The organism is Vibrio breoganii, assembly GCF_024346795.1.
GTDB classification, from domain to species: Bacteria; Pseudomonadota; Gammaproteobacteria; order Enterobacterales; family Vibrionaceae; genus Vibrio; species Vibrio breoganii.
In genome coordinates this window covers 1,077,359-1,092,486 of the sequence record NZ_AP024864.1, presented here as the reverse complement: position 1 = coordinate 1,092,486, position 15,128 = coordinate 1,077,359, and the positions used below count along the sequence as shown (strand labels likewise).

Here is a 15,128-nt window from a genome sequence, read left to right as displayed (position 1 = left end):
GTTGATGGAGCGACTGCCGATGCGAACGATTGGAATTTTTATATTAGCGCTATTTTGTATAGTTCCTACTACCCTCGCCTCAAAGGGCTTACCGCCCGGTGATCTGCCCCTAAAAATAAACACTGCGCTATTTGTTGCTGACGTAGATGGTATTGATACCTCGTCACAAAGTTTTGATATTCGCCTTTTTTATCGCTTAAGTTGGCTAGACAGCCGCGAAGCTCACCCCGGCCCAGAGCCCATTACAAAAGACTTAGATGAGGTTTGGCACCCTCAGTTTCAGATCGTCAGTCAGCAAAAGATCTTCTTTCACAATAAAGACAGCGTCACTATTACCCCTGAGGGTCAAGTATCCTTCTTGGTGGCCAGCTGGGGCAGTTATTCGCAAGCCATGCGCCTAAACCGTTTCCCTTTTGATATACAAGATTTCAATTTCCATCTGGTTGCCCCTGGATACAATCCAACTGAAATTGAGATGATTGATATTGAAGAGTTCTCAGGGATCGCTAGCAGCTTGTCCCTTGCGGACTGGCGTATTCTGGACTGGTTTGCTGAAACAAAAGCCTATCGCCCTTATCAAAATGACACCATCAATGTCGCGGGCATCAATTATGGCTTTGTTGCAGAACGACTCAGCAGTTATTACATCCTGAAAATGATCCTACCCTTAGCTTTGATTGTGGCCATGTCTTGGGCAGTGTTTTGGATGGATCCACTCAATGTCGCCAGTAACGTAGGTATTGCGATAACCTCAATGTTAACCTTGATTGCTTATCGTTTTTCAGCGGACACCATCTTGCCTCGTCTGCCTTATTTAACCAGCTTAGATTATTTCATCTTGGCATCGACTATTTTGGTGTTCGCCAGTCTGCTGCAATGCATTGCAACGTCTGCCTTAGCCAAGGAAGGCAAGTTAGCGCTAGCCCACAGGTTAGATATCATTTCTAGAATTACCTTCCCTGCTCTATTCGGGATTGTCGCACTTGAAACCTTAGTCTTTAGGTTCTTTGTTTAATATCTGTATATGATTGCGGGTGCTTCCAAACTATATGCCTAAAATATGCACAAACACACATATGCAAAAACCTAAAATTCGTTGCATTTTGAAAATGCAATTTGCAAAACAAGTTAAATTTTTAAGTATAATCCTTATATAACAAAGGTTTAATAAATAATTTTAAAAGTTGGCACGCATAGTGCATTAGTGACAGTGATCCTTTTAAGCCAAGGATCACCTAGCCAACTGACGTTGTTAGTGAACGTAGTTTTTTGTTCACAAGAATACAAGCCGATCGCACGTTTTTTCGTGGTCGGCTTTTTTTTTGTTCGCAGTTTGGCCTCGTATCAATCACGCTAGAACCAACATACTGAGTCAGTGTTCAGAATCAACAGATACAAAAAAACCACCGAGTGTCATCGGTGGTTTTCATTTCAATCATAAAAGAGGTTAAGAAACCTCTAGTGGTCCCCCAAAGGCGGTAACCGGTGGTACCTCACCCTTGAATTTCTCAATATTCACCAAACAGGTATTGGCGGATGTTGCTTGTGCCAGCTCTGATGATGGGATGTCTTGAGTTAGGGTATTGGGATCGCCATAGGTATCTATTGCGCCTATTTTCTCATTGAGAGGTCCGTACCACGCGCCCTCTTCAATTCGAATCACACCTTCAGGGTAGTGATCACTCACTACTGCGCCGGCAACAAGCTGTCCGCGATCGTTAAATACGCGAATCAAATCGCCATCTTTAATGCCTTTTGCTTTGGCATCTTTAGGGTTTAGATAACACGGCTCGCGTCCCTGAACGGCATAAGTTGCTCGGAACTCTTCAGATTCACACATTTGTGAGTGAAGACGTTTATCTGGGTGACAAGACTGTAGCCAGAACGGATGTTTATCTGAACCAGGCCCACCATGAGAGCGCTCTGATTTCTCAAACCACATTGGGTGCTCTTGGCAGTGCTCATAACCGTAACGTCCGATAGTACGGCTGGTGATCTCGATAAAGCCAGATGGAGTACCTAGGGCACTGATCTCTGGATCTTCACGGAAATCTGCGTGGCGCGTCCAAGGTTGACCCTTGCCAAAGTCTAGGAAGCCTTTCTCCCAGAACTCTTCAAATTCAGGCAGGTTAAACTTAGGGTTAGATGCCTTACAGCCATCGTATAGGCTCTTCACCCATTCCATTTCAGACATGCCGCGAGTGTAGTCTTTTTCACGTCCCCAGCGAGCGGTAAGCTCAGTCATGATGTCAAAGTCAGTTTTAGACTGGAACAGCGGGTCGACTAGCTTATGCATCGCCACCAGACCACGACCTGAGTATGCGCCATAGCCATCAATATCGTTACGCTCAAACTGAGTACACGCAGGCAAAACGATATCTGAGAAACGGCACGTAGCAGTCCAAGCAAAATCGATAGTCACCATGGTTTGAAGGTTTTTGAACGCCTTCTTCATGTTGTTGCGATCTTGGTGATGATGCCAAGGGTTGTTGCCACTAATGACCATCATTTTGTAGGCAGGAAGGGTGACTTCACTGCCATTCGCCTGAATTTTCTTACCCGGCTCTAGGAGACAATCAATCCAACGAGCCACAGGAATAACGCTGCTGTAACCGTTGTAGTCCTTGTTGGTGTACTTAGGCTCTTGGCCAGTATCGATATTCAGCGGATATGAACCTGGCGCACCGAAGCCTGTAGAGGAGACCCCGATACCAGAGTAATGGTGACCATAAGAAACACCACCGCCCGGCAAGCCAATTTGGCCAATCATAGAGGCGAGTACAGCACCCATCCAGTACGGCTGTTCACCGTGCTCTTGACGCTGTATACACCAACCAAACAAGATCTGAGTGCGACCGCTTACTAGCATGCGCGCAAATTCACGAATCTTATCCGCTGGAACGCCACAGATTTCCGCAGCCCATTCCGGCGTTTTTTCTACCTTATCTTTGGTTTCACCCATTATATAAGGAACGAACTCTTTGAAGCCAAGACAGTACAGCTCGATAAATTTCTTATCGTACAGATCTTCTGTATACAGGGTATGCGCCATGCCTAGCATGAAGGCCACGTCAGTTTGTGGATTCACATACAAGTGATCATTGCCAAGGTATTGCTGTGTCTTGTTCTTAACCGGATCCACTGAGATCACATTGATCTCTTTCTTAGCGACTTTCTCTTTCAGTTGCTCAAGATACTCAAACGACTCATGAGTTTCACACGTCCAACCTACCTGAAGGTTCTTAACTGGGTCGTTTGCCCAGATAATGATGTTGTCACTGTTCTCTAAGATAAGCTCCCAAGACGTACCTTGTGCGTACACCTCGGTAGAGCCCAGCACATATGGCAATATGGTTTGACCTGCACCGGTAGAGTAATCCCCTACCTTCTTCACCGAGTAGCCGTGCAAGCCGATAGCGCGCTGCATATGGTTGTTACAGCTGTGCATTTGGCCGGTTTGACGCCAACCTGTTTGCCCCGCATGCAGTGCCCAAGGGCCGTAGTCTTTTTGAATACGCTCAAGCTCTCGATAGAAGAGATCAAGCGCCTCATCCCAAGTAACGCGAACAAAGCGGTTGTTACCACGGGTATCTGTGGCGTACTTGTGCTTCTTCAACCAATCTAAGCGAACCATAGGGTAGCGGATACGCGATGGGCTATAGATAATCCCCTTGATGCCGTTCAGCATCTCGGTGGGGTATTTATCCACTTCTAACGGTTTTATCTCTTGAACCTTACCGGCCCACACTCGAGCGCGAAACGCGCCCCAGTGAGAACCCGAAGTCTTCCACACACCTTCTGTTTCTGAAGCGGCGCTAGCTGAGCTTGATACTAATAAGCTTGGCCCGATCACCGATGCTGCAGCGCCTGATGCACCTAAACCTTTCAGAAAGCTTCTTCTTGATAATGACATTATTTCTCTCCGTCCAGAATTAGTGATGCTCATCTGAGAAGTCAGATGAATGTTTCTGTAGGTATTTCAATACCAAGGCTTCACTATCAGTATCTAGGTTTACGAATGCTGACATACCATTGAACATGCCCGGCCATGCATTGGCACTGAAGTGTGCGGGTGCAGGCTGTGTATGACAGGTTGAGCAGTTTACGGTATATGACTCACCCGCACGCTCCCAAATTGGATCGTAACTTTCTATTAGTGCTTCTGGTTTCATCCAAACTGTTGCGATAACTCGGCTCCATGGCAAACCGGTTAGCTCATCTTCTTTCTCTTCAAAGCTTTGCACGATAGCATCGCTTTGTGCCGCTTCTTTAAGTAGAGAGCCCACCGCGATATTCATACCAAAGTCTTCTTGAATCACTCGCCCAAAGCCTTTGTCTTTACGCCAGCCACTAATTTCAACTTGTAGCGCTTTGTCAGTGACTTGAAGAACCTTAATTTGCGACGCTGGGTTCAATAGACCGGCTTCAACAGAAAGGTCTTTGTCTTCGTATAAAGGAAGGTGACGAACAGACACATAAGAGGAGTCTTTAGAGTAAGAGGTTGAATGTGCAATCTGTTCTAGCTCACCGACCATACCACCTGAGGTATCCATATTTTCAGGCAGTTTGTGAGCAATACCTTTGTGACAATCCAAACAGCTTTGGTCTCGCTCAGCCGCTTGCTTCATTTGAATTCGAGCCGTTGGAGACATCAACTCGTAATCCATTGATTCGTAGTTGTGACAGTTTTTACATTCCAAAGACTTGTTGGCTGAAAAACGGTCCCACTCATGACGAGCCAGTTCAAAGCGACGCGCTTCAAATTTTTCTGGGGTATCTAAGTCCCCAAAGATCTGCGCATACACTTCTTTAGACGCTTGTATCTTACGCGCTATCTTAGCGGTCCACTCGTGAGGAACGTGACAATCTGGGCAGGTTGCACGAACTCCCGAATGGTTTTTCCAGTGAACCGTTGTTTGAAGCTCTTCGTATACGTTATCACGCATGGTGTGACAGCTTATACAAAACTCCTCTGTGTTGGTGGCTTCTAGTGCGGTATTAAATCCGCCCCAAAAGATAACCCCGGCCAAAAAGCCGCCTAGGGTGAGTACGCCTAAACTTATGTGTTTAGCAGGGCGCCCCATCGTTTTCCATAGTTTAACGATTAGTGACTTCATCTTACTCTCGCTCTTAAATCAGTTTTCTTAGTTGCATCTTGCTTAACCATGAATGCCAGGTGGGCCCCATACAAAAACTTGAAGCATCCAGACCACAAAACCGTACCCGCCTACTAACACCACACTTAGAACCGGGAACAGAACGACTGCGATGAAAAGAAAGGCTTTCCACTCAAGTGAACTTTTCTCTTCTTCTTGGATATTATTCATATCACTCATACACATTGCCTTGATTGTTGTTATTCATTCACCACAGCAATGCCGTGGCGAGCCAATACTAAAAATTTAGACCATATCCTTGATCTATCCAGTTGTTGCGATTGATATTTCCTATCAACAAGAGTTATTCACAGCTTGAATAAGCAACAGGATCAATAATCAAATTTTTAAAGCGCGCAATTTGACGCAACTTAAATTGAAAGTAAATGTAAATAACTAATTTAATTTACTTTACTCTGCTGTTTGATGCTTTTTTTGCACATCGCTCTTTTTTGATTTCTAGAGCGGTTATCCACAATAATTGTGGATAAAAAGTGTAAAGTCTTGTCCGGTCTGGGCTGACAGAGAGTCAATGTTAAATTTGACTTTTTTTACGCGACAATGACAAATCTTTTAAATTTCCTTCAGAAGCCCCTTTAGTGATGAACAATTGAGCGGGCGTAGGATATAGATAACGTTTTTTACTGTTTGTTGTTGATTCACTGCTGTTCCAGTCCTACTGTGGAAGAAAGTATCAAAAAGGAATAAGCATGAAATTCAACCAACTATTGACCGATGAACTAAATCTACTTCTTCAATTCGATTTAAGCAGTGCTGCAACCGGTATCAAAGTACACAGCGACGCAGAAGAACATGTGCAACTGGCAGTCAAAAGACTTTTCGATAAGGGTTTATGCACTCTAAATGATGGTGGTTATCTAACGGATGAAGGCATCGAAATCGCAGAGCACGCCGAAAAAGTATTGAGAGCACTTAGTCACTAAATATGACTGCAGTCTTAATTATAGGCGCAGGTTGGCTTGGCCGCCCATTAGCCAAACAACTTAGCGCCTCAAATCACGCCGTTCACGTGACAAATTCGAGTCATGAAAGCACAGAAGAAAGCCTTGAACTCGGTTTATCTGCTCACCAATTACAACTTCCCCTACCCTCCATACAATCCCTAGCATCACTCATTGAGCAATTGAAAATAGAGGTGGTTATTGGGTGTATTACCCCTGGTTTTAGGCGCAGTGCAACTCCCGATTGGGACAGTTATGCCAATAACTGGCAGCAAATCTGTGAAGCAGCAAAACAAGGTGGCGCCCGCAAAGTCATCATGATTAGCTCTACCGCGGTTTACCCTTCTCTATCGAAAGATATGAAAGAGGAAGATGCGAGCCTAGAGTTAGCCCTTGGTGATAATGATTTTTCCGACAAAAGCCTCGCCCTGTTGCAAGCCGAGCAAAGAGTCATAGACAGTGAAATGGATCATGTGGTGATCCGTTGCAGTGGATTAGTTGATGAGATTCGCCATCCCTCACGCTTTGCCACGCGATTACGTTCAGTGAGTCGCCATGCTCCTGCAAACATGCTGCATCTGGTGGATGCGGTTAGTGTGGTTGAGTTTGCGATGAATCATATTGGGCATGACATCATTAATGCCTCCACGCCCAATACCTGTGATAAAGCGCAGTTTTATCAGGCCGCCATTGAATCAAAGGAGCTTGATATTACCTTACCTGAAGTTGTGGATACGCCGGATAAGCGAATTGATAGCTCTAAATCGGTAGGTCTTGGGTATCAGTACCAGTATCAGCATACGTTGGATTTACTGTAGGTGATTTGAAGATCTATTAGGCTGGGCATTTTCTAAGATACTTATATGGACTCCCTCGGTAAATCAACAAAGAATTTGGAAAACAAGTATAGATGCGCACTTATATACGGGCTTTATTGAGGAGCTACCTCGCCCTAAAATGTAGTCGCACCAATAGGCTATTTCTCGATATCGGCAAGTTTACTGCCTCGAATCTTATCTAGCTCATACTGGTCGGTCTTACCTGTCTTACATCGCTCTTCGTTGACTATGCTCGGTCTATCATGCCAATTTAATTGGCTGATAGTCCGAATCATTCTTTAATAAAGCATAAGCGGTTCGAACGGTTTTGTTCGCTAAAGCAATTGCAGCGATCTTTTTTCCTCGTCGTTCGACAAGTGCTTGTAACCACTGTTCTTTGTTTGTTGTCGCTGGACGGTTTAATACATGAGTGATAACGGAAAGCGCTCCTTGAAATAAAACTGAACGAAGTCGCTTATCCGCACTGTACCTAGATATATGTCCAATACGTTCTTTCCCGCCGGAACTGTTCTGTTTAGGTGTTAGCCCTATATTAGCGGATGCTTCTCGGCCATTAGAAAAGTTTTCACCTCGCCCTAATCGTAACGCTAACCCTAGCGCCCCTAAGGGCCCGACCCCTTCTAGCTTCATCAGCTTTTTGCAAATATGATGCGACTTAACCAAAGACTCGAGCTGCCTATCTAGTTCTTGCAAGTGTTCAATTTGGCCCAATAAATGTGACCATGACTTGTGTAGCGCGGTTCTAAAACTATCAGGTAAAGAGTTATCAGCATCTTCCAGGATGAAAGGGATTTCCTTTCTTAACTTAGATAGGCCTTGCGGTAGAATAATTCCGAACTCAGCTAATACTCCTCGCATCTGGTTACTTTGTGCGACTAATTGAACCTTAGCCAAGTGTCGCATACGCTCTAACGATTGAAGTGCCTGCTCCTCAGTTGAGTGAATATGAGTACCATGGATGTGCTCTTGCTGTGCTGCAACACCAATAGCTAAAGCATCATTCCTATCTGTCTTTTGCTTGGTTTGAAAAGCTTTTACTGCTCTGGCATTGATGACTTTTACAATGTGGCCTGCGCTAATTGCGAATCGAGCCCAGTAGTGTGCACTGCCACAGGCTTCCATAGCCACGAGGGCTTGTTTTTCATTTATCAGAATTTCTTTGAGTTTTGCTCGACTGACTTCGCGGTTATAAATGACTTTTCCGTTAGGGCAGAGTTTGCAAACTTGGAATACATTCTTTGCTAAATCAATAGCTAATAGATTAGGATTAGTCATGTATGGACTCCTTTGGCTAATCTTTAGTCGGATTAAGACCGTAGCTCCTCAAGGAGAGGGAGTCCATACATCTGGATAACCACGTTGTGGTTTCCAGTATGACGAGTTTTTACGCTTTGCTGAGATGAGTTGTTTCTAAGGTACTGGATAGCCACTTTGTGGTTTCCAGTATGACGGGTTTTGCGCTTTGCTCAGATGGATTGTCTCTAAGGTACTGGATAGCCACAGTGTGGCTTCCAGTATGACGGGTTGTTGCGCTTTGCTCAGATGGGTTGCCTCTAAGATGCTGGATAGCCACTTTGTGGCTTCCAGTATGACGGTTGTTAGGCAGTGTGTATCCACTTAAACTAGCGTCATCCTGGAAAGTTCGCAGAACTTATCCAGGATCTTATAACGCACACTCTCCGCAATAGCTAAACCACCTCAGCCTCATCAATAGGCTCAGAACCCACAGATTGCTGACCAAAGCCACGCAGGCCAACCACATGCACATGCTCGTGGTCTTTGAAGACCTTACGCACTAGCTTATAGGTCGTACCCTTCTCAGGACTGATGTTTTCAGGAGCGGCAATCAACAATTGCATATTCAAGCGATCACACAGCTCAAACAGGGTCGCAATGGATTTTGCATCAAGACGGGCTGCCTCATCCAAGAACAGCAGGCGACAAGGAACAATATCCTTACTGCGTAAGCGGCGTGATTCTTCTTCCCAACTCTGAACCACCATCAACAAGATAGATTGACCAGTACCGATCGCCTCACCAGTAGACAGTGCGCCAGACTCGGCCTGTAGCCAACCCTCTGAACCACGGTTTACCTCAACACCCATTTCTAGGTAGTTACGGTAATCCAATAGTTCTTCACCCATCACCTGCGGCGAGCGTTGTCCCATGTCGATATGAGGATTCACACGTTGGAATAACTTAGCCATGGCTTCGGAGAAGGTCAGTCTTGAGTTATCAAACAATTGCTGATGCGTCTTGTCTGGACAAGCCAAGCTATCCAACAAGATTTGATGACTCTCACGGATCTGCACATTCAATCGCACACCCTTAACCTGGCCAAAGTGAATGTTGGACAAGCCTTGGTTCAAGATACGAATACGGTTTTGCTCACGCTGTATGGTTTTCTTGATAATGCTCGATACCGACTCTGAGCTAATTGCCAAGCGGTTCTCACGCTGATTCAGCTCTTCAGTCAGACGGGCAAGCTCTACCTCCATCTCTTCGATCGCTTCTACAGGATCATCAGTGTGGATGATGTCCTGACGAATACGCTCTCTTAGGTATTGGTAGACCGCGATGTAGAACAGCACCTTGCGCTCAGGGTAAGCCGTATCTTCCGATGCACGCAGTGAATCACGCAAATCATCTTCATTGGCGACAGCCAAGCGAAGCGCACCCAAAGACTTATCCGACATAGAGCGAAGCTCGCCCTCCGAAAGATACGCCAGTTCACGTTTGTGCAGTCTGCGTTCTACATCATGTTCTCTTGCAAGCTTAAGCACTGAACACCAGCCAGCTTTTGCCGTGACAACAAAGGTACGTAGCTCTGAGTACTCTTTCTGTTGCTTCTTAAGCGCTTTGGTAGAAGTACGAAGCTCCATCTCAGTGGCTGTCAGTGTTTTTTGCATCTGCGCTTGAGCGATGCGAGAGGTTTCAATGCGTTGATGTAGGCTTTCTTTGCGCGTTTGTGCACGCTCTAGGATACCCTCATCGAGCGTAATGCCCGCATCCGTCAACTCTTGGCGGAACTCTTGAACGGTTTCCGATTTCGCCTGGTGCGAACTTTTCAGTGTTGCCAGCAGCTGATTGTACTGCTGGAACTGTTGCTGAGCTTGTTTGAAGCCTTCACGAGCGCGATCTTTCTCTTGCTCTGCAGTCGCAAGCTTCAGCTTCAGCTGCTCGCTTAGCTCACTGCTTTTATCAAGAAGCTTCACCGAGTCAGCATAGGCAAAGTGCGCTTTGCGCCCCAATACATTCGATAATGCAAAGGTCTTTTGCTTGTTGAGCTGTAGTGCTTGATCTAGAGCTTCATATTCCGCCTGAATAGCATCAAACTGCTCTGGATCCGCCTCAAGCGAACTAGCAATCGGCTCAAGCTTTTGTAGCGTCTGACCGAACTGGTCTAGGTAGCGCTTGCTCTCAGACAATAGTTCTAGTTTTTGCTCAACTTCTTCTAAACGCTCGCTCAAAGACTCGTCTTCAAGCAAGTGCAGAGACGGCGCAATCTTATCCAGCGCTGACAACGCCTTCTTCGCTTTCGCTAATGCCGCTTTGTGCTCCGCTTCTGCAGATTGCAGCGCTGATAGTTTTTCGATTAGAGCACTGCGCTGGCTACGCAATGTACTAATGCTTTGCTCTGGATCGTCCTCGAATGCCACTTGAGCGTGGTGTGCCACAAAGTCATTGTACGCTTGGTACAGACGCTGTGCTTTTTGCGCATCAAAAGAGGCTTTCGCATAGTCTTCGATTAATTGGTCGCGCTCTTCACGAAGTGTCTCTAAACGAGATTCACGTGCCGCTCGGCCAAACAGAGGCACTTTAGGGAAGCGTGAGAAACGCAGCTGCTGTTCGCTCACTTGAACACACACTGCACCTTCAAACTCTTCCACCTCAAACTGACTATCATCGAAGGCATCGACATCACCCTCTAGGATATACACGTCATCAGGGCAGTCATCAAACTCCACTAGACGCTCTTTCACACCGCTCATGTCCGACACCACGATAGCGTGACGAGCCGGACCATACATGGCGCTAAAGTACGGAGCATCTTCTAGGGTGATGTCGTCATAGATTTCAGAAAGAAGCACACCGCCTACGCTGTCGGCTAGAGCCTTAAGGCGAGCGTCATTGGCACCGCCTGGTGCGCCTAATGCTTCAATCTCTTTCTCAACTTGAGTGCGGCGAATCGCCAGCGCATCCTTACTTGATAGTAAGGCTTTCTCAGATTCCAATACTGACTGCATTGACGCCATCACAGACTGTGCACTGTTCAGCTCAGCATCGGTTTGGTCACTTAGCTGAGTAAGCGCATCGCTCGCCTTGATCCAGCGAGGCGCTATGGATTCAAAGCGTTGGATCTCAGAATTGATTTGCTGTTCGTTACGGCGCATCTCTATCAGGTTTTCACGACCCGATTCAATGCTCATCTCTGAGGTCTCAATAGCCCCAGATTGGCGCTCGTATTCCACTTCAAGGTCGGCTTCATCAACCAGCAAGGTGGCAAATTGCTGCTGATATTCACTCACCAATGCGCGAGCGGCTTGCTGCTTCGCAACGGCTTTGGTCAAATCTTGCTTTTGTGACTGCCAGTGAGAAAGCTGCTGCACATCATTATTCGCGCTCACCGCTTTTGCTAATGCATTCTTCGCAAAACTGGCAGCGTCACTGCGCCCACAGTTGGCATCAAGACGTTTAACCAATTCAAAGGCTTTATTGAACTGCTCAACGCCCGCTGAATTAATATCTAGCTTATGTTTTAGCGATAGGATCTGCTGCGTTTGTGCTTGCTGCTGCGCCGTTAGCTCGGCAATTAATGCAGGGATCTGTTCAACAGACTCAATGTCTAAATCACAAAGCGTGCGTGTTTCTTCAAGAGCTTTTATGGCTTGTTGATATTGCAATGCGCGTGTCTGCTGAACATCAAGGGCTTGTTGATAATCAGCAAGTTGAGACTTAAGGCTATCCACCTCTTGCTCTGTCAGTTCGCTTTGCTCTTCGGCGGTGATAAGGGCTTCTTGAGCCTCTTCCACGACCATGATTTGCTCTTCAAGACGCTCACTAAGCTCAATCAAATCTTCTTCATAACGCGCTATTTTTTGCTGTTGCTGAAGGGCGTTTTGAACCAGTTGCAGGTAATCAATAGCCGACTGATGGTCTTGCTCTAATGCTGAGTGCTCTTCTAGCACTGCCTCAAGTTGCTGTTGAGTGCTATTCAGTAGCACATTGTTATCAATGATCTGCTGACGATTGCTAAACAGTTCCGAGCGTAAACCTAAAGTGGCTTCTAGCTTTGAACGACGCTGATTGGCATGGCGCATGTAATCTGCTGCCACATAGTTGGTCGACTCAGTGAGTAGATGCTTAAACAGGTCACGATCCGCTTGAGTGTTTTTGATCGCTTCAAGGGTGATGCGGTTTTCACGCAGCGCCGATTCCATATCTTGGAATGCTTTCTTAACGCCGCCATTTTGTGGCAATAAGTAGTCACGCAAAGAACGGGTAATGGTGCTTGAGATACCACCGTATAGCGATGCTTCAATTAGGCGATAGAACTTTGAGCGATCACTTGAGTTACGCAGTTTCTTTGGCACAACGCCAAAATCAAACATCTGCGCATGGTAGTCAGTAATAGAGTTGAAGGCCTTAAACTGAGCACCCTCTATTTGAGCGACACGCTCTTTCACCTCATTTAACTGACACACCTTCGCCTGAGTCTCATTGACTGTCTCGATAAACAGCTGTGCTGCTTTAATTGAGCTTGGCAGTCCTTGAATCACAAATGGCTTGATATCCACTTTCTTGTCACGGCCCGCTATCTGCTGCAACTTAACTGCAAATACCAGGCGCTGATTACGTGAGTTGACTACCTCTAGAGCGGAGTAACACACACCCGGCTGCAACTTACCGTATAAGCCTTTGTCTCGAGAGGCTTGCGAGCTGCCCGCTTCCGTGGTGTTTCTAAAGTGCAGCAGGCTTTGATCTGGGATCAAGGTGGTAATAAACGCCGCCATAGTGGTGGACTTACCCGCACCGTTACCGCCAGAAAGTGTGGTCACAAGACCATCGATGTCAAAGGTACGCGCAAAGAAGCCGTTCCAGTTCACCATCGTCAGTGATTGATATTTTCCTCTTTCAATCATGCTTGTTCCTCACTCTCAGACTCATCTAGCAGGGTTCCTTGCTGTACTTCTTCTGAAGGTACGGCCTCACCATCTCTAATTAAACGCATTTGTGCTTGCTGAACATCGTCACCAACACGAACATCAGCGCCAAAGCGGAATACCGCTTCACTGATGCGGAATTTATCACCCTCGCCAATCGGCAGAAGCATCCCAAGACGCTTCAAACGACGCAGTGACGTACGAACCTTGTCGTACAGCTTTTCTTTATCCAGATCGGTACCTGTTGCCTTGTTGGTCACAAACTTCATGAGTGTCTTGTGATCGGCAATAGACAGCAGTTCTTCGAACATCTCTTGGTTGCTAAAGATGCCTTCTTGAGCCAAGCGCTCAGGACTTAGGTATAAGAAACACAACACCTTGCCCACCAGCATATCCAATTCAGATAGCACGCTGCGGTTAATCAATGTTGTTGAGCGAGGACGCAAGTAGAAAAAGCCTTCTGGGGCGCGCACCAGTTCTGTGTTGTAGCGTTGATAGAACAGCATCAGATCCGTTTCGAAGTCGCACAAAAGCGCGTGGTTATCCATATCGTCTTGAGTAATGTGACGACCAGAGCGAAGCAGGCTATCCAATATAGGAAACAGCGGATTTGCAATCGCTCGTACCAGGTTCTCTGGCATATACATATCAGAATTTGTTGATGACATTTGCTTGTACCTTTGCACCATATTCGTTAATCGACTGCCAATCTGGCTGAATGGCCGCGTAGTCTTGTTCTGAGTAACCCAAGCGTACGGCTTGGTCGACTACCATTCGGGCCAAATCAAAATGGCTCGCTTGTGGGTGAGTGGCAAGATAGTTGCGCAGTACCTCACCGAGGTCGATTCTCGCTCCCTGGTTTTTATGATTTTTCAGCATACCTTTAACCTGCTCAGCTAACTCATTGGTTACCTGTAGCATCTCTTGGTACTCCACCTCTGGCGGCAATTCGCCTAACGCTTCATCGTTCTTGAGCACCATAGATTCATCTCTTAGGTCTCGTAAACGCTCAGCATCCGCAAAGGTCAGCAGCCATGCGTTCGTTCCAAAGTCTTGAATAGACTGGCGAAGTCGTTGGCTAAAGGCGCGGTTTTTATCCATATCGATAGCGGTACGAATAAATTTATGTACGTGGCGGTCATACCCAATCCATAGGTCGATGGATTGCTGACCCCAACTAATAATTCGGTCGAGTTTGACCTGCAAGCTAAACAATACCGCATCGATATAGTCCAGCTCTTCATTGCCATATACGATTTGTTGCAAGGTCAATAGCTGAGACTGCAGCTCATCGCCGGCAGCCTGCAAGGATGATTGCAGCTCGGTTAAGGTATTTGAGGTTGCCGATAGCAAGTTCTCACATTGACTGATGGCCTCGCGCCAATCTTGATTCAACAGCTCGGCTATTTGCGTTTTTACTTGGCCTTGCTCTTCATCCATAACCCTTTGGTTAAGGTCAATCTGATCAAAGATTTCAGCTACCGAAAACTTAAGCGTGCCATAGATGTCTCGGCGCCAGCCTTCAGAGCTCGGCTCCTCTTCTGCAATGGTGACGGCATTTGTGAGCTCTTTACCGGCTAATGTCAGCTGAATGGATAACTTAAGCTTAGAAAATTGGCGATGCCTCAAGTAATACTCAGAAATACCCACGGCCAAAGGAGACAGACGATAGATACTGCTGCCTTCTTGTCCTTCGCTGGTAAATCGACTGAGTAGTCGTTGTGCCACCAAGCTGTTGATCGCGTTATTGGCCTTGAATGCTGCGTTGCCTGAGCTTTCAGTGCCATTAAATTCGCGCTGAACAATGGCAAATGCATCGTGCAGTTCGCCTTCACCCAGCTCTTCATCAAAACGTTCTTGACTTAACAGGGCGATACCGACCAAAAAGCTCAAGTGCTCACTACTTAGATTAAGGGAGAAATCGTGTTGTTTAACCCACCCGACCAACTCATCTACTGTGACTTGGTCGCTTTGTTGCCCTTCTTGGGAGAGTTGACTCATCCAGTT

At 46.4% G+C, this 15,128-nt stretch carries 11 protein-coding genes; 3 read left to right on the top strand and 8 right to left on the bottom strand.

What is annotated here, in order from left to right; all coding sequences use genetic code 11:
- Positions 1-19 precede the first annotated feature (19 nt).
- Positions 20-1,015: a ligand-gated ion channel gene (locus tag OCU35_RS05165; RefSeq protein WP_017027649.1), complete on the top strand. Its 996-nt coding sequence runs from the start codon at positions 20-22 to the stop codon at positions 1,013-1,015.
- Between the two features lie 432 nt (positions 1,016-1,447).
- Here OCU35_RS05165 and torA read toward each other — a convergent pair whose 3' ends face one another.
- Genes torA through torE form a run of 3 tightly spaced genes read right to left on the bottom strand, consistent with a single transcriptional unit; the run spans position 1,448 to position 5,336 of the window.
- Positions 1,448-3,913 carry a trimethylamine-N-oxide reductase TorA gene (gene torA, locus OCU35_RS05160; protein ID WP_261825771.1) on the bottom strand — a complete coding sequence of 822 codons (2,466 nt, stop codon included), beginning with the start codon at positions 3,911-3,913 and terminating at the stop codon, positions 1,448-1,450.
- 19 nt (positions 3,914-3,932) lie between these two features.
- The gene (torC, locus tag OCU35_RS05155; protein ID WP_026026095.1) at positions 3,933-5,117 is read right to left on the bottom strand and encodes a pentaheme c-type cytochrome TorC; all 1,185 of its coding nucleotides are present in this window, start codon (positions 5,115-5,117) and stop codon (positions 3,933-3,935) included.
- A 42-nt stretch (positions 5,118-5,159) separates the two neighbouring features.
- On the bottom strand, positions 5,160-5,336 hold the full coding sequence (gene torE / locus OCU35_RS05150; protein ID WP_017027652.1) for a trimethylamine N-oxide reductase system protein TorE: 177 nt from the start codon (positions 5,334-5,336) through the stop codon (positions 5,160-5,162).
- 530 nt (positions 5,337-5,866) lie between these two features.
- Between torE and OCU35_RS05145 the strand changes: the two genes are divergently transcribed.
- Together OCU35_RS05145 and OCU35_RS05140 are read left to right on the top strand one after the other, a co-directional pair.
- Positions 5,867-6,100: a TIGR02647 family protein gene (locus tag OCU35_RS05145; protein WP_017027653.1), complete on the top strand. Its 234-nt coding sequence runs from the start codon at positions 5,867-5,869 to the stop codon at positions 6,098-6,100.
- Positions 6,101-6,102: 2 nt separating this feature from the next.
- Positions 6,103-6,936 carry an NAD-dependent epimerase/dehydratase family protein gene (locus OCU35_RS05140; RefSeq protein ID WP_261825770.1) on the top strand — a complete coding sequence of 278 codons (834 nt, stop codon included), beginning with the start codon at positions 6,103-6,105 and terminating at the stop codon, positions 6,934-6,936.
- A 261-nt stretch (positions 6,937-7,197) separates the two neighbouring features.
- On the opposite strand, the gene OCU35_RS05135 is transcribed toward OCU35_RS05140, so the two are convergent.
- From OCU35_RS05135 to mukF, 5 genes are all read right to left on the bottom strand, one after another.
- Complete coding sequence (locus tag OCU35_RS05135) at positions 7,198-8,232, bottom strand: IS110 family RNA-guided transposase (RefSeq protein WP_261825648.1); 1,035 nt, start codon at positions 8,230-8,232, stop codon at positions 7,198-7,200.
- A gap of 109 nt (positions 8,233-8,341) precedes the next feature.
- A complete protein-coding gene (locus OCU35_RS05130) occupies positions 8,342-8,530 on the bottom strand; it encodes a hypothetical protein (RefSeq protein WP_261825769.1) in 189 nt (62 codons plus the stop codon).
- A 115-nt stretch (positions 8,531-8,645) separates the two neighbouring features.
- Entirely contained in the window at positions 8,646-13,100 is a 4,455-nt protein-coding gene (gene mukB, locus OCU35_RS05125) for a chromosome partition protein MukB (RefSeq protein ID WP_261825768.1), read from the bottom strand.
- On the bottom strand, positions 13,097-13,789 hold the full coding sequence (gene mukE / locus OCU35_RS05120; RefSeq protein ID WP_261825767.1) for a chromosome partition protein MukE: 693 nt from the start codon (positions 13,787-13,789) through the stop codon (positions 13,097-13,099). Before mukE ends, mukB begins: the two co-directional genes overlap by 4 nt.
- Positions 13,770-15,122, bottom strand: coding sequence for a chromosome partition protein MukF (mukF, locus tag OCU35_RS05115; RefSeq protein ID WP_261825766.1), 1,353 nt, complete (start codon positions 15,120-15,122; stop codon positions 13,770-13,772). Before mukF ends, mukE begins: the two co-directional genes overlap by 20 nt.
- Between the last annotated feature and the right edge of the window lie 6 nt (positions 15,123-15,128).